The sequence below is a fragment of the Proteus sp. Marseille-Q3619 genome, assembly GCF_965283115.1.
The window spans coordinates 3811877-3828224 of record NZ_CBDIMP010000001.1; the positions used below are offsets into that span (position 1 = coordinate 3811877).

A 16348-nucleotide genomic window follows, 5' to 3' on the forward strand; every position below is an offset into this window, starting at 1 on the left:
GAAATTCTTCATCAAGATTAGCAAAATTAGGCAATGATTCAATAAAATTCTGAATGTGGTAATTTATTTTCTATACATCATAATGAACGGTTTCATACTAATAACATTCTCGGTTTCGGTCATAGTCGAAGTACCAGCATTATGGAACATAATAGACTTCTCTCTAGCGATTACCTCATTCTAGTCAGAAACAAAATCATTTTTCTCATCTGGTAACTTATATCCAACTGAGGATGAATTGTGAGAAGATGCTCATAAATGGGAAACGTGTATTTAAAGGGAACAACATTAAAAAAAATACGCTATTATACCCTGTTTTTGACGTTAAATATAATTTACGAGAAAAAGGAGGTAATGCACAAGTCGGTCTTAGTCCTTTAAACTATTCATTGATCGTATCTATTCGAGGAGAAGGTGATACAAATACATACAACTTAGTGTTACAACAAAACCAAACGTTACAGTCAATTAAAGTAAGTAATAGAATCAAGTTGTAATTACTTTTTTTGATATGTATATAGAGTAAGTATCAAAATAGCTAGTATTTTTACGATTAGTACCTACCATGCAAATAGTTAAAAAGTCCACTTTATTTATTTAGAGGGCTTTTAGTGACTACTATGCCTATTAGTTTAATATTACTTTTATATTGCGTTAACTATTTATTATAATTCGATTATATATCTAATTTTAGGTTATCAAAACCAATAAAAGTATTATGGTAATCAATTGGTTATAAAAATGCATAATCACTGTCTTTTAAGTATGTTAAGAGTGAATATACCTTAATAAACAAATAGTTAGTGATGGTGGATTTATATAATGCTACGCCACATGGGTTGGACAGAAGCGGCTGACTTAATCATTAAAGGTATGGAAGGCGCGATTGCTGCTAAGACTGTAACTTATGATTTCGAACGTCAGTTAGAAGGCGCTAAATTGCTGAAATGTAGCGAGTTTGGTGACGCGATTATCAAACATATGTAATTGTTGATTTGATAAATAGTTAACGGGAGCTTATTAGTTCCCGTTTATTTTTTGTACTATAAAATTCTTCCCCAAAATATCCCCAAAACTCCTCCCCAAAACTGTTCAATTAAACAGCAATAATTTGCCATTCTTTGCCTCTATCGTCGTGGTACTTATCGGTCATATTTTGTGTTTTATGCCCTAATAATTTTTGTGTATTAATTCCTTGTTCACGATAAAGTCGCTCGGATAAAGATCGCTGTTCATGGAAAGTAGGTGCAGTACCTTTTTCCCAAGTTAACCCACATTTATCTCGCGCTTTTTTAAACGTTGTGGTTAATGTATTTGGTGTGACTTGTTCGCCTCGTTTCGCTTGTGCGGTGGTATGCCGATAATGCACGAGGTATTTACTCACAACAGCATCACGACATTGAGCAACAACATCCCTTAAGGAGAGATTGATAGCTTCACATTTTAGTGAGAGAGGGATGGCCAACTTACTCCCCGTTTTCTCTTGCTGTATATGTAGCATGTCATCCCAAATATCAGAGAATTTCATTTTACAGATATCACCGATCCGCTGACCTGTGGTTAAAGCCAGCAACATACCGCATTGCAGGTAAGGAGGGTGGTTCTTAGCTTGCTGATAAATAGTCCGCCATTCGTCCAATGTCATGCGTTCTCTTTTCACTCTGTTCCGTGGTTGTTTAGTTGCTTTCGCAGGATTGTAACCAGGCGGAACATAGCCTGCATGTTGTGCTTCTTTAAATACATCAATAAGCACCATGCGAACGACCTGAGCCATTCTTGAATGACCTAATACTTTGATGGAATCTATTATTTCAGCAATATCTAATGCGGTTATCTCTTTTAATATTTTTGTACCACAATACTGACGGAATAAATTAATAGGTTTCATCTTTTGTCGATAAGAATTAATTTTTAATTCACCGATATCTAATCTTTCTTTTTGAATATCTAAATATTTATCCATCCATGTATCGACAGATATTTCAGACTTATTTGTCTTAATTTTTGATAACCGTTCATTAATACTTAATAACTGTCGAGTATGTTGTTCAGCGATAATTGTATTGGCCTGAATGGCTGTTTCTTTCGCTTCTTGTTCGTCGGTGCCTAAGCTATGAAATTTACCTGTTAGGGGATGTTTATATTGCCAATAAATTTTGCCATTACGCTTATCTAGCTTTCGATATAAATTAGGGATAATAATTTTATGGGTTCGTGGTCGGGCAGCCATCTGTAATTATCCTCTTAAGTCGTTCCGTTGATTTAGTAGGAATTTGAGGGAGAGACAGATAACCCACATAACGAGCCTCTCTATCAACCATCCACTTGCGGCCAACTTTCATTGCAGGTGGTGCAATAAGGTTATTCTTTGCGTATTTTTGTAATACCGTCATGCAAGGAGAGGCATCTCCAAACTCCAACCTTGCCCACGCTTCAAGAGTCACCATTCTTGACATATTTTCTCTCCACGTTATTTATATTCAGTTTAAATAAATATTAATTAGTGTTTTAGAATGAAAGGTCATTATTAAGTTTGTGTAACTTATCCTCCGTTATTTCTTGCTAAGAGTTGAGAGCAGCTCATTGATGTTTTTTTATCGATGACAGTTTTAACATTGCATCGTTAAACTTTATTATGTTTTTCATTTTCACTTTAATAATAAGTGATTACACGTATAAATAGTGTAATTCGTCAAGCAGTATTTTAAAATATTTACTTATAAAACAATCTGTTGTATCGTTTCCTTCTTGATCGGAAATAAGGAGCAGATATGAAATATATGACTCATATAGCAAGATATAAAAATGAAACTTACGAGCTTACACCGTGTAATACAAATGAAGGAGTTTTGACATTTAATTTTTCTGATAATAAAGAGTTTCCTAGTTCTATTGTCGAAAGTGAAAGAGTTAATATACTTTTGGCATCAGGTGAATTTATTTTTACTGAGGTTTCGAGAACTTGGATTGGTGGATTTTCTCTTTCAAAAATTTATTAAATATATATTTAAAGCCGATAATATTCGGCTTTGTGGCATTCTTCCTAGAGTTATAATTTTATCCTAATAAATATTATTTTAAATAACATTAATAGCGATACGAGGATAAGGTAATCCAATCGGCGCAAAAGGAATATCATCATCAAAGTCCATTGAGGGTTCATTATGTTTAGGAGATTGTTGTGGGCTCCATTCGTGTTGATGAGGTGATGGTTGTGATTTCTGGCTACCTGCCTGATTGTTGTTACCTAAAATTTGCATTGAGCCATTAATATTCACTACAACTTCCGTGCTGTATCTGTCTTGCCCATTTTGATCTTGCCATTTACGTGTTTGTAATTGACCTTCGATATAGACTTGTGAACCTTTATGCAGATATTCGCCAGCGATTTCGGCAAGTTTTCCGAATATCACAACTCTATGCCATTCAACACGTTCCTTGGTTTCACCTGATTGTTTATCTTTCCATGAATCGCTGGTGGCTAATGTAATATTAGTAACTGCATCGCCATTTGAGAGGTAACGCATTTCAGGATCTTGACCTAGATGTCCTATCAATAAGACTTTGTTTACACCTTTACTTGCCATTACATCGCCTCCAATTCAGATTTTCTGATGTTATATACTTCCTTTGCTTTTGATTGTTCAGGCGTTTTTCTGAGTAACTTCCATGTTTCTCCAAATTCTTTTTTCAAAATATTGAGATCTGTAATAGCCATTACTGAATTAGTAAAATCTTTCAATATCTGATCTGGTGTTCTCGGTGCTACATTGTGGACTTCTGCATCCGCATCGATTGCTGTTTCTTCGGTTGGTATACAAAATGTTTGGAAAGCTGCGTATTTATATGCAATAGACATGGCTTTATTTGTGGCTTTGTCTCCGCTATCCATTGCTTCACCATAAGTCACAACCGTGTGTTTGCTTCCATCTTCAACAGAAACAAATTCAAACTCAGCTTTCACTACGACATAAAATAACAAGCCACCTCTTTGTGTTTGCCTTTCCGTGACAGTGCGTTCAATGATCCGTGGAAGAATCAGCAATCCATGCTTAACTAGAGCAGGGGCAAGGGCGTTATATACCGCGTCAATTCCTCTGAACATAAATCCTTGTTGCTGGTTTACACTTCCTTTTTTAATGCCCGTTTCAGCCATTTCTCTAGCAACATTACTAATAGCTTTGTATACAGCAGTCATATTAATCCCCTAAATATTGACCTTGACGACGATCACTTCCGTAGTAATCGACTTCAAATTTATTACTAGGTGTATATGTCCTTTTTGAATCTCGTTGGGTTCGAATATGCTCAGGAAGAGGAGGGTGATTCTTGGATGCATCTAAATTCATATACCAAAGCGTCATAGCGAGTCGCTGTTCAGCTATGCTAGGCGAATTGTTAGGTATTTCTCCTTCAATAATAGCTATTGAATGAGCGAGAGCTTCTTTTAAATTCCTTTTCGGAGTAGGTGAACTTAGTCGAGGGTATTTATCATTTGGGTATATTTGATTATTAAAATTATTCACAAAAATTACCTCTATCCATAGAGCCTATTTATTGGGATATTTATTTCTTTGCATACCTTTGCGTTGTATTGATGTTTTATGCCATAAGCCTGTTTTAATGTCTGATTGGCCTTATTCCATCCATGTTCATCTTTGAGAAAATGGGCGTTCCTTGCTTGGCTTTGAGCTAAACAAAGTGTGTATTTATCAATGTTCATGTTTACCTCTGGATGTGCAAAATCCTCACTAATTAAGTGATAGTGGTAATGATTAATATATTCTGGTGTTGGCGAAAAAAGATTTAGACGAGAGGGAAATATTTTTATTAATGTTTAACTTTGTTTACTAAGGTATTTAAAACTGCTTTTTTTAATGCCGTTTTTATCGCATTTTCTCCAATTAAATTATCTGAGAAGTCGCTTAGTAATATAGCTAACTCAGGGATTTCATCTGAAGCATTTATTTGAGTGTTTACTTCTACTCGATGTGGTTTATTTTCAATATGATTTAAAGTCAATTTGACGTTAATAACGATAGAAGTATCTTGTTGAGTCATTTTTTATTTCCTATTGGTAAAGTTATTGTAACCCATCTTATAAACGGTAATTATTTACTGTACCTGCTTTTAACCCGTCAGGCGAGGTAGTTCTTACATTCCCCAACATAAGAAATCTGTGTATAATTCAATCACCCCAACATAATTAAAAGGATTGAATTAATGAGCAATAGAGTTATCTCTGATGACAACCCTGTTAAACGAGTTGCTTTTGATATGGCGCTGGCGTTGGCAGTAAAACAAGAGTCCATTAAAACACCAGAACAATTGATGTCTGAAATTGAAGCGCTTTATCCTGAGTGTTTAGAAGTTGCTAAAAAGCAGTACGAAAAAGAAACTCCGCCTCCGGTTAGTTTTTTTACAAAAAAACGTTAAGTATCTAATGCTGCGAGAGTTGTATTTAGTATGGCTCTTGCTACTGTATTTGAGTCGAAGTTATCATTATTGGAGTAGGGTTCAATTTCTTTTTCGTTATTTTCCCCTATCTAGCCGTAACACCGAACTCACTGCTCGGTTGTTTTGTTTTAACTCCTGAAAATATTAATACGTCTGGTAAACAACAGTTATCAGGTGATGATTGATACTTAGGTTCAATACTTCTAGTCACAGGAATGTGGCTTAGTGATAGTGTCTTTTCAACGCGGTTTAATTTTTTGGTTTCTACTTGAAATATTGAGTCTAGTTGCATCTCAATATCTTTAATTGCAATGGCTTCGACTTTCCGTCTGGCATGACGTCTATTTGCAGAGTTACCACGTAAAAAGTCTGGTTTGCGTGATTTCTTCACTTTTATAGTTGCCATATATCCTCCAAACAGTTGGCTTTAGTGATTGGTGATAAAATAATGAAACACCAATCCGAAAACCTTCTGAGAAGGTTGACGCTTTATCAGCGTCGCCGTTCTGATAGCTGATACACAGCTTGCTACCATCGTTGTTAAAGAACATCAACGTGCTGTGTCTCGTTGATATTCTTAGTTTATTAAATACTAAAATTTAGGTCAAGTGTTTACTAAACATTATTTAGTTAATGGTTAACAACATCCTGAATATTAAGTAAATTTACTTGTGAAAAATCTCAGATTGGAATGCAGAACACTTCTTTAAAGGGGGTAGAGGGTACAAAAAATCTTAGTTAGGTGGTTGTGGGTTATTTTATAGAAAAGTTTTGACCTGCATATTTGGCCAAAAACTCGTATATGGTTAGAGTTTTCACTCCATTTTCTTTTGCTGCGTTTGGTATTAAGATCCTTTTTTTCGCTCCTATTTGTTCTTTTTCTTGAGTAATTAATGACATATTGTGAGTCATGGCGTGAGCTATTAAGAAAGCGTCAGCTTTAGATATATCAGCAAAATCTTCTTTTGCTTTATCATGAACATCTAAACCTTGTGACCACTGCATTAGCTTTGCATAGTTACTTATAGATGATGTTTCATCTTCAAAAAAACTATTAGGGACTTCATTTTTTACCCATAGGCAAAGTTCATCTTCTTTTCTGGTGAGCTCTTTTTTAACTGCATTGATCGAATATACTATCCCATTTTTGTGTAATTCTAATATGAAGTCCCAAAATCGACGGCAATAATTAAAGTTATAGTGAAAATATTTAGCTTCAATGAATACGTTACTATCAATTAAGAATCGATCAGGGTTCATCATTTAGACGTCCTTTTCTTATATAACTCTATGACCGTATCTGCTTTTATGTTCAAAATTCTACCAGCTTCTCTGATTGGTAAACCTTGACTCATTGTTAATGCGAGTACAGCATCAGTGATTTTATTACTATTACGATAGGGTATTGTGTAGTAGGGGGAACCACCGTCATTTTTCTTTACTATGGAATTATAATTATGAATACATATATGTCTAATCATCACAAATGTTTCGTTGCTTATTAGATTTAACTCTTTGGCTTTTATAGCACTAGCATATTCACTGACCTTGAAGAATTTAGATACAAATCTATTTATATAAATATGATCTTCAATACTGTTTGCTTCACTCATCCATTTATTTATATATAAATCGTCGGGCATTAATATATATGCTGCAACTTTATTACAGAAAGCTTCTATTTTGTTGTCATAGTCCCAATCGGATATGCCACCTTTACCAATCCAAATATGTGCAACCTCATGAAATAAGGTAAATATTTGAGCTGAAAAGGAATCTGCTCCATTAATAAATACAGCTGGTGCTATTGGATCAACGATGGAAAAGCCTCTAAATTCTTCTATATTTAGCCTTCTTTTTGTATTGTTTCGAACTATTCCATTCTTAAATACAAGAATTCCAGCATTCTCTATCAATTTACTTGCTATACCAAAATAACTATCATGTTTAACTTTTTTTAATATAGACTCAATATCAAACCCAATTGTTTCTGTTATATCTTTACTTATGGTTTCAATATTGTTTTTTATCGTAAATTTACCAACAAAAGGTAACTCTGCATCAGAGCCAATATCTTTTAAATAGTCTTTATACCAATCTACTTTGAATAGGATATCTTTATAAGTGTCGATAAAATCTCTAGATAATTCAACGTATTCTGGAGATCTCCTGAAATCAGGAATTTCTAATTTTTTCTCAATAGGTGGATGTTCTAAGAATAGATAACCAAAAGGAATACCTGCTAATTTAGCAAGTTTTTCTGCTATTCCTTTAGTTACTTTACCTTCCAAAAAATGCTCTTGTTTTTTAGGCGTAAGGTTTTGAGCAAGGCTTAAAGTAGAAATACCTTGCTTGTTTGCTATCCATTCAATAATTTTTGGGGACAACTTTAACTCTATTGTCGCCATACCTTCACCTACTTAAAATAGTTTTATAAAATATACAATTAAAGTATTAGTGCAAAATTAACTACGGTCAATCAGGTTATACCTATTATTCCAAGCAAGTCACAACCCATCCTGAAATGAGACCGCATACTATTAGAATAAAACTCTCTCCGTTTTCTCGCAGATATCAATAAACTTGATAGGTTTAACTATAGCTGCGACATAATGAATTGTATCTACTTGATCTGGTGATAACGTTATTGGTTTATGTGAGTTGTTGATACTGGTGAATTGATAGTCGCCATCTCTAGTTTTATTAAAGATTTTTATCATGTTGTGACCATCAATCGTGCGTACAAATACCTCGTCACCTGTCTTTACTGAAGTATTGGGTTCAACGACAACATACTCACCTGATTGAATGCGAGGCCACATGCTGTCACCTTTAACTTTAAGCCCGTATGCATCAACATCATCACTGTATATTTTTAGCCATCCACTATGGGCTTCAATCATATCAACAGCACCATCGACACCTAGAAATGCTTCGCCACGTACTTTGACTAAACCTGATGGTATTCTACCTATGAATTCAACCTCATCATCCTGAATATCTTGGGTATCCAGATAACCAATAGGCATCCCATAGTCTCTTTCTAGACGACGAGCTGCCTTCTCTCCAAACGATGATTTACCACTCATCAGTTGAGATATATAGCTTTTCTCTTTAGTGGGCAGGGTTTTACCTTTAAACCACTGTGAGAGTTTTATTTGTCTTAATTTTTTTATTTCCATATCTTTATTTTGATTAGTAATGACTAAACAAGCAAATACTTGACGTTGGGTTTAGTGTTTAATAAACTCCATGTTTGAAACTTATGGAGAATAAATATGGAGTTAAAAAAATATATAGATTCACTTGAGTGGGGGGGAGCTAAAGAATTAGCTGACCAATTGGGTGTTTCGAAGTCTTTCCTTTCTCAAATGGCATCTGGTGTTAGTGCTATTTCTCCTAAACGTTGTGTTGAAATTGAAATAGCAACAAATGGTGCAGTCACACGCAGAGATTTAAGACCAGACGATTGGTATAAAATCTGGCCTGAATTAGAAACTGCATAGTTTTATTCGCTCTTTAACAATCGCAGTTTTTGGCTGCTACGGAGTCGCTGATAAAGCGACAACTTTTCCCCCAATATCAACTCATACGGAATGAGCCACGGATCATTATTGTCCCTTAGTTAACTCATAAGGACTTTAAACAATGGAATGCGCAAATACACGCAAACAATTCAATCAATTTATCTCTAATCACCTAATCGCATCAGCATTGCAAGCATTGAGAAATAAAACTCAATCTGCTGTGGCTAGAACATTAGGTGTCCATGATTCAACAATTTTACGTCGAACTGAAAAATATCCTGAAATATGCGAAACACTTGTCGCATCGGGAATTATTGATTTTGTGATGGAAGGAGAACGAAAAATCTCAGAAGAAGAGTACCGATTTTTGTGGAAACAAATGGGTGAACTTTCTCAAATGAAAATAAAAGAAAACGCCTCGATTGCGGCAACAAACGAGGCGTGTTGTTCAATGGAATTCACCATTTAACGTACAAATATACTGTATCAATATCCAGTTTTTATCACAAGGGGAAACTTCGGTTTCCCTTTTTTGATACAGCTTTGGAATGGAGAAATTATACCATGAGACAAAGAATAAATCATGAATTTAATGGCTGTGATGAGCATAAAAACATCATGAGAAATAGGCTATTACAAGAAATAACCCCACTGGGTTGTCAGCGTTTAAAGGAAGCATTGAAAGACGCAAAATTAAGGAAAGCACATCGGGATAAGTTATTAGGAGAGCGAAAATGAGTATGCTTCTAATGGCAAAAGCCATGCAATTACAGGTGGGGAGTACAGCACAAAAAATGGTGCTACTGAAACTTGCCGATAATGCCAATGATAAAGGCGAGTGCTTTCCTTCTTATGAAACTATTGCACGTCATTGCGAAATTAGCCGTCAAAGTGCGATAAACCACATTAAAAGTTTATGTAAAAAAGGGTTTGTTCGTAAAGTTACGCGAAAAACTGATAAGGGGCATACTTCCAATTTATATATTTTGGATTTGGAGGCTAAATCTCTTGATGAGGGTAGTCAAAATACAGTACCACCTAGTCAAAATTCTGTACCAGAGGTAGTCAAAGAATTTGACCACGGTAGTCAAACGGTTGGACTAGGGGGTAGTCAAAAATTTTTACCCAGAACCAGTCAGTCTTTTAACCAGTCAATTAACTCTAAAAAATTATCGTCTGACGACTCGAAACCTGCAAAGCAGATTTCAATTAATCGGCAAGCTAAAATTCCTTATCAGGAAATCATGCAAGCCTTCAACGAATCGGCAGGGGATAGATTACCCAATGCCGAATCACTGAATGACAAACGCAAACGAGCAATATCCAAATTCCTGAAAGAGCTCAAAGAACCCACAGTTGAATCAGCTAAAAATTATTTTGATTATTTTATGGAAACGGCGAGTGCTTGGTATTTCGGCGAAAATAATCGGGGTTGGCGAGCGAATTTTGATTATTTACTCAGACCTGAAACGGTACTCAAAACAAGGGAAGGAGCACTGTGATGAACCAAGTTCCGAATAATTTAATGGCGGAACAAAATGTTATTGGAGGACTCCTGCTCGACCCGCAAAGTGACAATGCTCAATCAATTTTCTCACTGCTAAAGCCTGAAGATTTTTATGCCCGACACCATCAAATTATCTATCTCACTCTGCGAGAAATGTATATCCAACGTATGCCAATAGACATCATGACGGTGACGGATTATCTGGAGTCAAAAGGGCGAATTAATCAATCAGGTGGTTTTGCCTATCTTGCTGAGATGGCAAGAGAAACACCGAGTATTGCTAACATTATGGCTTATGCGAAAAAAATCCGAGAGTGTTCCGCACAGCGTTTTGTTATCGAAAAGACGGTTGAAATTCAAAAACTCATGATGGTGCCAAGTGAGTTAAGTTTTACGGATAAAATTGAACAAGCACAACGCTTGCTTGATGAAGCCACGTCGTTTGGAAAAATGGGGAGAAAAACAGGATTACGCCGAATTGATGATGTGCTGGATGATGTTTTTACCGACATTTGTGACCGACAAGATAACCCAGAGAAACATCGAGGATTAAAAACGGGATTTAAAGATTTTGACCGTCTATTAAGCCCGAAACAGATTGTTATTGGCTCACTGTTTGTGATTGGTGCTCGTCCTAAGATGGGAAAAACAACCGTTCTCACTGAAATGGCAAAGAATGTCTCACAACAAGGTAAGACTGTATTGCTGTTCAGCATGGAGATGACAGACAAACAGCTTGTTGAACGGACACTCGCCCAACAAACTCAGATTAATTCAGATAAATTTTACCAAAAATTAGAAGAGCATGAATGGGATAGGCTTTGTAGTGCCATCGGTCGCCTTAAAGATGAGCCCAATATTTGGGTGGATGATACACCCGGCATGTCCTTACAACACATTCGTTCTGAAAGTCGGAGAATTAAGCGCAAAGTCGGTGATATTGGGTTTATTGGTGTCGATTACCTCACCCTGATGCAAGCGGGAAAAGCTGACCGTAATGATATTGCCTATGGTGAAATCACTAAGGGGCTAAAAATATTAGCAAAAGAGCTTAATACGGTGGTTGTGTTGCTTGTACAACTGAATCGAGGATTGGAAAACAGGGCTGATAAACGTCCCGTGCCAAGTGATTCAAGAGACACAGGACAAATCGAGCAAGATTGTGATTATTGGTTAGGCATTTATCGTGATGCGGTGTACCACGATAATGCGGATGAAACGCTGACCGAAATGATTTTAAGGCTCAATCGACACGGTAAAACAGGCACTGTGTATGTTGATCAACAAGGATTGAGTATTACACCAGTTGATCAATATATGGCTGCATATCGCGCTCAACCGAAAAAGGAACCCAAAAGATATTGTGAAAAATCGTTTTAACTCATAAAAGTAAAAAGGAGGTCAAGTGACAGATGATATCTGTCTCCATAAGTCCAATCTCAACAGTATTTTCAAAGTGCTCTCCGAAATCGTGGCAACAGGTAAACGCTATCGCATCAAAATCACCGAGTGGCGTGATTTAAGAACCATACCCATGAATAAAACATGGCGTATGTGGATGGAAACCACGGGCGAGTGGTTACGTGCACGTGGCGTTGTTATCGATATTAAAAATGGTGTCGGTGAAATTGTTTTATCAAAGCCTATCACTAATGAGGAAACTCACGAATATTTTGTTGGACATTGGTTAGGACGCAATGAAAACGGTGGGCGTGAAAAAACCAGCAAGATGGATAAAGCAAGGATGCTTTACATGATGGAGAAACATGAACAATGGTGCATTGATAAGGGAATTCCTATCATCATTCCCAGCAATTCTGAATATATGAGTTTGAAAAGAAATCAAGAGGAATAATTGCTGATGGACAAATCAAAGGAAAACATAATGAAGTCGCTAAGGCGACGGCGCTGTAAAATATGTAGAGAATGGTTTCATCCCAAATACAGTAATATTTGGTGGTGTTGCCCAGAACACGGCGCAGAACTGGCAATAAAACGAAGGAATAAGGAAAAAGAAAAAGCGTTAGTAAAACTCAAAAAGGCACAAAGAGAAAAGGAAATCAAAGCAAGAGATAAACTCAAAGCCCGCAAATTAGCAGTAAAACCTACCTCATATTTTATCAAACAAGCTCAAACTGCGTTTAATCAATATATCAGACTCAGAGATCATGATGAGCCCTGTATTAGTTGTGGTGAAACTAATCCCCCAGATTTACATGGAGGACAGTGGGATTGTGGTCATTTTTTATCTGTGGGTTCACACCCTGAGCTGAGATTTGATGAACGTAATGCATATAAGCAATGTAAATCATGTAATGGCGGAGCAGGGAGATTTACTCATAAAAATGCCAGTGTAAGTCAAAAGTATGAGGAAAAACTTATCGAAAAATTTGGTCAAGAATTAGTTGATTGGTTACGAGGACCTCATGAGCTCCCGCATTGGCGACGCGAAGATTATATCCAGATACGCGATAAATACAGAGAGAAGGTGAGGCAATTAAAACGAGAAAGAGAGATGAACGTGTAAATGATTAATCAATAGTAATAAATAAGGCAAAAATGGTTTGGAGAATGCGTGTATGAGAGATATGCGGGAAGTTTTATCGCGTTGGGGAGCGTGGTGTGCTAATGAGGGAAATAGTATCGATTACTCATCAATTGCCGCCGGTTTTAAAGGGTTAATTCCAAGCTCAAGACGAAGCCGAGAGCAATGTTCTGATGATGATGGCTTAAAAATAAATAAAGCGGTATTACATTTAAAGGTAAATAATAGTTACTTGTTTCAGTTAGTTATTATGTACTATGTGAAGAATTATCCTTTGCGTTCAATGGCTTCAAAACTTGGTATTTCTCATAACGAAGTGGCTAAGCGATTGCAGACAGCGGAAGGATTTATTGAGGGGTGTTTATCGGTTGATAACGTAAAATTAGACATGGATAAAATAATTAGAAAACACCACATTTATAGTCTTGCGTAATTACAAAACACAATATATTGTGTTAATAATAGTTTCAATGTTACATGACTTATCTATTAAAAACCTCGTGAGTATAACGGGGTTGTGTTTTTTATAGGTCTACTTAAGCTGACTTACCGCTAAAAAATAAAGTTTGCTATCTGCATTTTTCTATGGCTTAATAGCGTCACTGGTTTGGAAGTACAGACCTATTTATGTTAGTAAGTTTAAAGTTGTTCCCGTTTAGCGTTATCCTCGATACCTCTTCATTGTGAATTCCTTCTAATTAATTCCCATAAGTAAAAATACAAAACAAACCGCATATGCCTTATGGCAAATTAAATAAATTAAAGGAAATTCTATGTCTAATACAATGACTGGCACAGTAAAATGGTTCGATGAAGGTAAAGGTTTTGGTTTTATTACTCCAGCTGATGGTAGCAAAGATGTCTTCGTACATTTCTCTGCAATCCAAAGTGATAGCTTCAAAACATTAGCGGAAGGCCAACAAGTTTCATTCACCATGGAAAATGGTATGAAAGGCCCAGCAGCAGGCAATGTGGTGGCTCTCTAAAGGCGCTATTACTATTCGCCTCTATTTTAAATGCCCTTGTTGTAGCGGTTCACAATATAGAACATCACAATTTGATGTCACAGTGAACAATCCACACGGTGCAAAATGTATCTTTTGCAAAAGTGTGATGACAGCTCAAATGAGTTAAGCATTAAATAGTTGAATATACAAAACCTCGCTTCGGCGGGGTTTTTTGCTATCTACAATCCCATGTTGGTCAAAGATAAAAAATTTAGATTTTAGGGCTTGAAAAATACTTGCTCGTTCATATTTATATTTTGGGTAAATAAGATACCACCCATAATTCACTAAATACTGAAGGAGGAGTTATATGCCTAACATTAAACCTTTTTCATTATTCCCAACATTATCTGACAACTTGCTTTCAAACCGTTTTGATCAGATAGATCGCCTGTTTAGTCAGTTAACAGGCAGTAAGCCCATTGCATCACCTGTACAGACTTATAACCTGAAACAGATTGATGATAACCATTATGAACTGACAGTAAGTGTGCCTGGATATCAAGAAGATGACTTATCGGTTTCATTAAAAGGTAGTCGTTTATTGATTGAAGGGAAAAAAGAAGAAAAATCAGAAGAAGACAATGATAAATGGATCCACCGAGGTATATCTCAAGGGCAATTTACGTTGCAGTTTGACCTCGGTAAAAATGTTAAAATAGAAAAAGCCGATTTATCAAGTGGACTTCTGACTATTGCTATTGAGTATGAGTTACCGGAAGAAGAAAAACGGCAAACAATAGCGATAGAGAATAAAGATAAAAAATAATTGAGTTAGATAACGTGAATAAGATTAAGGCTACGCATAATGTGTGGCCTTAATTGTTTTTGTCAGGGCTTTAAATTGTATTAACTACGACTAGAGTAGATAGAATACTATTAGAAATTACAGCTTGGTTTGAACGAGGAGTGGATGTTAACCAAACTGAGTTCTAGGAAAGTCCAAAGGTAGCTGATTCAGTTAAGCGAGATACTTAAAATTTGGGGAAGTAAATATGAGAGTAAGTCGCTCTGGGAGGTGTGATATATAAAATCTGCTTCCGTAAATCATAATAAATACCTGCATATTTATATATGAAAAAGCAGGTTCTTAGATTGAACTCCTGACCAACCTATAGATCTCCGATATACTCAGGGAACCAGTTTTTAATAATATGCCTCAGACTGGCCTTAGATGGTTCAAAAACTTGTCGCGATACCAATGCTCTATCTGGATGGTTCTGCACAGGCGAATCACTTGCCATGTCATAAAAATTGTGTGTTATTTCTGGAGGGAAGAAAATATCTTTGTCCAAAGGCACTATCGCATTTGGGTTGTAATAAACGTGTAGGCCATCAAAATGCGTTTCTGTATAGTCACTGGAATGACATAACTCAACATCCGCGCCAACAACTTCATTATTGTAAAAAGTCCGGTATGTTTTCAAATAATGTTCGATACCAAGTTTCTTCGTATGAGTTCCTTTATTCTTCATACCTTCAGAGGCAATGAAATGATTTAAATCAAGAGCACGGTATCTTGTTGACCTTATATATCGCCCAATTCCACTTTGAACAACAGCCTTACCGAAAGTACCCGTTGTTGAGAATACAATAGCACTAATTTCTTTATATGAATCATTTGTAAAAATACCTAATGGTATTTCGCTATGCTCATTTTTTTTAATTGATAAGATTTTTCTCTGTTGACCTTTCGCAAGATCTCTCATCGTTGGTTCTTCGATACCAAATAAAACTCGATTGATGATCGTATTATTCTGAGTTAGTGATAAGTCGGAATCAAATGGGGCAAGCGCTAGAACGAATGGTTTACCGACAACATGTTCCATTGTCGAATACGGGAACTTCTTGCCCTTAATACCAGTAAAAAGATCATGCTTATCTTTAATCTTCCCGAGAAGTTTTAGCGTGGATTGATGCTTGAACTTCGATTCGCTGAAAATATCACCAACTGGAGGTTTGTGAGGTCTGTCAGAGATCATTGCCTCTACATTAAAATTGTAACCAGATGGTGTGGTAACATTAAAATCAGGGCTATCTTTTGTATAATCAACTGAATAACCGAGGCGAATAAACATCTCATTCAGATACAATTCCCAAAATGCAGAGTTGAAAGTGGTCTGAAACTCATTAACAAATTTAGTTTTCTCGCTACTGCGTTGGTGCAGTCCACTTCCCCAAGATTGGATTACTTCCCTTACAGGAGCAAATTTGGGATCTTTGTAAATACGTTTGAAACTATCATTAAGCTTATTCTTGGCTATTTTTGTTGAGAACAGATCCATTATTAGCATCTCTAGTGAGT

The 16348-nt window shown here is 36.1% G+C and carries 24 protein-coding genes and 1 pseudogene; 14 read left to right on the forward strand and 11 right to left on the reverse strand.

Annotated features, from left to right (window positions below; all coding sequences use genetic code 11):
• Positions 1 to 819: 819 nt before the first annotated feature.
• A pseudogene (locus ACWPWK_RS17730) lies at positions 820 to 987 on the forward strand (isocitrate/isopropylmalate family dehydrogenase); the annotation flags it as partial.
• A 109-nt stretch (positions 988 to 1096) separates the two neighbouring features.
• Here ACWPWK_RS17730 and ACWPWK_RS17735 read toward each other — a convergent pair.
• Positions 1097 to 2230, reverse strand: coding sequence for a site-specific integrase (locus ACWPWK_RS17735; protein ID WP_109372945.1), 1134 nt, complete (start codon positions 2228 to 2230; stop codon positions 1097 to 1099).
• Entirely contained in the window at positions 2205 to 2456 is a 252-nt protein-coding gene (locus ACWPWK_RS17740) for an excisionase (protein ID WP_017628380.1), read from the reverse strand. Before ACWPWK_RS17740 ends, ACWPWK_RS17735 begins: the two co-directional genes overlap by 26 nt.
• Positions 2457 to 2771: 315 nt before the next feature.
• Here ACWPWK_RS17740 and ACWPWK_RS17745 point away from each other — a divergent pair, with 315 nt between their 5' ends.
• A complete protein-coding gene (locus ACWPWK_RS17745) occupies positions 2772 to 2999 on the forward strand; it encodes a hypothetical protein (RefSeq protein ID WP_109372946.1) in 228 nt (75 codons plus the stop codon).
• Between the two features lie 78 nt (positions 3000 to 3077).
• Here the strand turns inward: ACWPWK_RS17745 and ssb are convergent, their stop codons facing one another.
• The 4 genes from ssb to ACWPWK_RS17765 all read right to left on the reverse strand — a co-directional run bounded on the left by ssb (position 3078) and on the right by ACWPWK_RS17765 (position 5061).
• Complete coding sequence (gene ssb, locus ACWPWK_RS17750; protein ID WP_109372947.1) at positions 3078 to 3587, reverse strand: single-stranded DNA-binding protein; 510 nt, start codon at positions 3585 to 3587, stop codon at positions 3078 to 3080.
• Positions 3587 to 4198 (reverse strand): ERF family protein, encoded by a 612-nt coding sequence (locus ACWPWK_RS17755; RefSeq protein ID WP_109372948.1) that lies wholly within the window; start codon positions 4196 to 4198, stop codon positions 3587 to 3589. The genes ssb and ACWPWK_RS17755 overlap by 1 nt, the downstream gene beginning before the upstream one ends.
• Before the next feature lies 1 nt (position 4199).
• Positions 4200 to 4364, reverse strand: coding sequence for a hypothetical protein (locus ACWPWK_RS17760; protein ID WP_244185044.1), 165 nt, complete (start codon positions 4362 to 4364; stop codon positions 4200 to 4202).
• 466 nt (positions 4365 to 4830) lie between these two features.
• Positions 4831 to 5061, reverse strand: coding sequence for a hypothetical protein (locus ACWPWK_RS17765; protein WP_109372951.1), 231 nt, complete (start codon positions 5059 to 5061; stop codon positions 4831 to 4833).
• 162 nt (positions 5062 to 5223) lie between these two features.
• Here ACWPWK_RS17765 and ACWPWK_RS17770 point away from each other — a divergent pair, with 162 nt between their 5' ends.
• Positions 5224 to 5436, forward strand: a complete 213-nt coding sequence (locus tag ACWPWK_RS17770; protein ID WP_109372952.1) for a hypothetical protein — start codon at positions 5224 to 5226, stop codon at positions 5434 to 5436.
• Positions 5437 to 5542: 106 nt separating this feature from the next.
• On the opposite strand, the gene ACWPWK_RS17775 is transcribed toward ACWPWK_RS17770, so the two are convergent.
• The 4 genes from ACWPWK_RS17775 to ACWPWK_RS17790 form a co-directional block, all read right to left on the reverse strand.
• Entirely contained in the window at positions 5543 to 5863 is a 321-nt protein-coding gene (locus tag ACWPWK_RS17775; protein ID WP_109372953.1) for a transcriptional antitermination N peptide, read from the reverse strand.
• A gap of 347 nt (positions 5864 to 6210) precedes the next feature.
• Positions 6211 to 6720 carry a DUF4411 family protein gene (locus ACWPWK_RS17780; RefSeq protein WP_109372954.1) on the reverse strand — a complete coding sequence of 170 codons (510 nt, stop codon included), beginning with the start codon at positions 6718 to 6720 and terminating at the stop codon, positions 6211 to 6213.
• Positions 6717 to 7865: an ImmA/IrrE family metallo-endopeptidase gene (locus tag ACWPWK_RS17785; protein WP_109372955.1), complete on the reverse strand. Its 1149-nt coding sequence runs from the start codon at positions 7863 to 7865 to the stop codon at positions 6717 to 6719. Before ACWPWK_RS17785 ends, ACWPWK_RS17780 begins: the two co-directional genes overlap by 4 nt.
• A 132-nt stretch (positions 7866 to 7997) precedes the next feature.
• The gene (locus ACWPWK_RS17790; RefSeq protein ID WP_109372956.1) at positions 7998 to 8639 is read right to left on the reverse strand and encodes a S24 family peptidase; all 642 of its coding nucleotides are present in this window, start codon (positions 8637 to 8639) and stop codon (positions 7998 to 8000) included.
• A gap of 96 nt (positions 8640 to 8735) precedes the next feature.
• On the opposite strand from ACWPWK_RS17790, the gene ACWPWK_RS17795 reads away from it, so the two are divergent.
• The 11 genes from ACWPWK_RS17795 to ACWPWK_RS17845 all read left to right on the forward strand — a co-directional run bounded on the left by ACWPWK_RS17795 (position 8736) and on the right by ACWPWK_RS17845 (position 14812).
• Positions 8736 to 8963, forward strand: coding sequence for a transcriptional regulator (locus ACWPWK_RS17795; protein ID WP_004251796.1), 228 nt, complete (start codon positions 8736 to 8738; stop codon positions 8961 to 8963).
• 142 nt (positions 8964 to 9105) lie between these two features.
• On the forward strand, positions 9106 to 9453 hold the full coding sequence (locus ACWPWK_RS17800; protein ID WP_004247478.1) for a hypothetical protein: 348 nt from the start codon (positions 9106 to 9108) through the stop codon (positions 9451 to 9453).
• Positions 9454 to 9548: 95 nt separating this feature from the next.
• A complete protein-coding gene (locus ACWPWK_RS17805; RefSeq protein ID WP_004251793.1) occupies positions 9549 to 9722 on the forward strand; it encodes a hypothetical protein in 174 nt (57 codons plus the stop codon).
• Positions 9719 to 10486 (forward strand): helix-turn-helix domain-containing protein, encoded by a 768-nt coding sequence (locus tag ACWPWK_RS17810; RefSeq protein ID WP_109374413.1) that lies wholly within the window; start codon positions 9719 to 9721, stop codon positions 10484 to 10486. The genes ACWPWK_RS17805 and ACWPWK_RS17810 overlap by 4 nt, the downstream gene beginning before the upstream one ends.
• On the forward strand, positions 10486 to 11871 hold the full coding sequence (locus ACWPWK_RS17815; RefSeq protein WP_109372580.1) for a replicative DNA helicase: 1386 nt from the start codon (positions 10486 to 10488) through the stop codon (positions 11869 to 11871). The genes ACWPWK_RS17810 and ACWPWK_RS17815 overlap by 1 nt, the downstream gene beginning before the upstream one ends.
• 25 nt (positions 11872 to 11896) lie before the next feature.
• Positions 11897 to 12346, forward strand: a complete 450-nt coding sequence (locus ACWPWK_RS17820) for a hypothetical protein (RefSeq protein WP_109372579.1) — start codon at positions 11897 to 11899, stop codon at positions 12344 to 12346.
• A gap of 30 nt (positions 12347 to 12376) precedes the next feature.
• Entirely contained in the window at positions 12377 to 13018 is a 642-nt protein-coding gene (locus tag ACWPWK_RS17825; RefSeq protein ID WP_167392485.1) for a recombination protein NinG, read from the forward strand.
• A gap of 52 nt (positions 13019 to 13070) precedes the next feature.
• Positions 13071 to 13469: an antiterminator Q family protein gene (locus ACWPWK_RS17830; RefSeq protein WP_454209228.1), complete on the forward strand. Its 399-nt coding sequence runs from the start codon at positions 13071 to 13073 to the stop codon at positions 13467 to 13469.
• A 340-nt stretch (positions 13470 to 13809) separates the two neighbouring features.
• Complete coding sequence (gene cspE, locus ACWPWK_RS17835) at positions 13810 to 14022, forward strand: transcription antiterminator/RNA stability regulator CspE (protein ID WP_004244726.1); 213 nt, start codon at positions 13810 to 13812, stop codon at positions 14020 to 14022.
• Complete coding sequence (gene ymcF, locus ACWPWK_RS17840; protein WP_109372576.1) at positions 14006 to 14170, forward strand: cold shock small protein YmcF; 165 nt, start codon at positions 14006 to 14008, stop codon at positions 14168 to 14170. Before cspE ends, ymcF begins: the two co-directional genes overlap by 17 nt.
• Before the next feature lie 183 nt (positions 14171 to 14353).
• A complete protein-coding gene (locus ACWPWK_RS17845) occupies positions 14354 to 14812 on the forward strand; it encodes an Hsp20 family protein (RefSeq protein ID WP_063109079.1) in 459 nt (152 codons plus the stop codon).
• A 343-nt stretch (positions 14813 to 15155) separates the two neighbouring features.
• Here ACWPWK_RS17845 and ACWPWK_RS17850 read toward each other — a convergent pair whose 3' ends face one another.
• A complete protein-coding gene (locus ACWPWK_RS17850; protein ID WP_109372575.1) occupies positions 15156 to 16328 on the reverse strand; it encodes a hypothetical protein in 1173 nt (390 codons plus the stop codon).
• Positions 16329 to 16348: the final 20 nt, after the last annotated feature.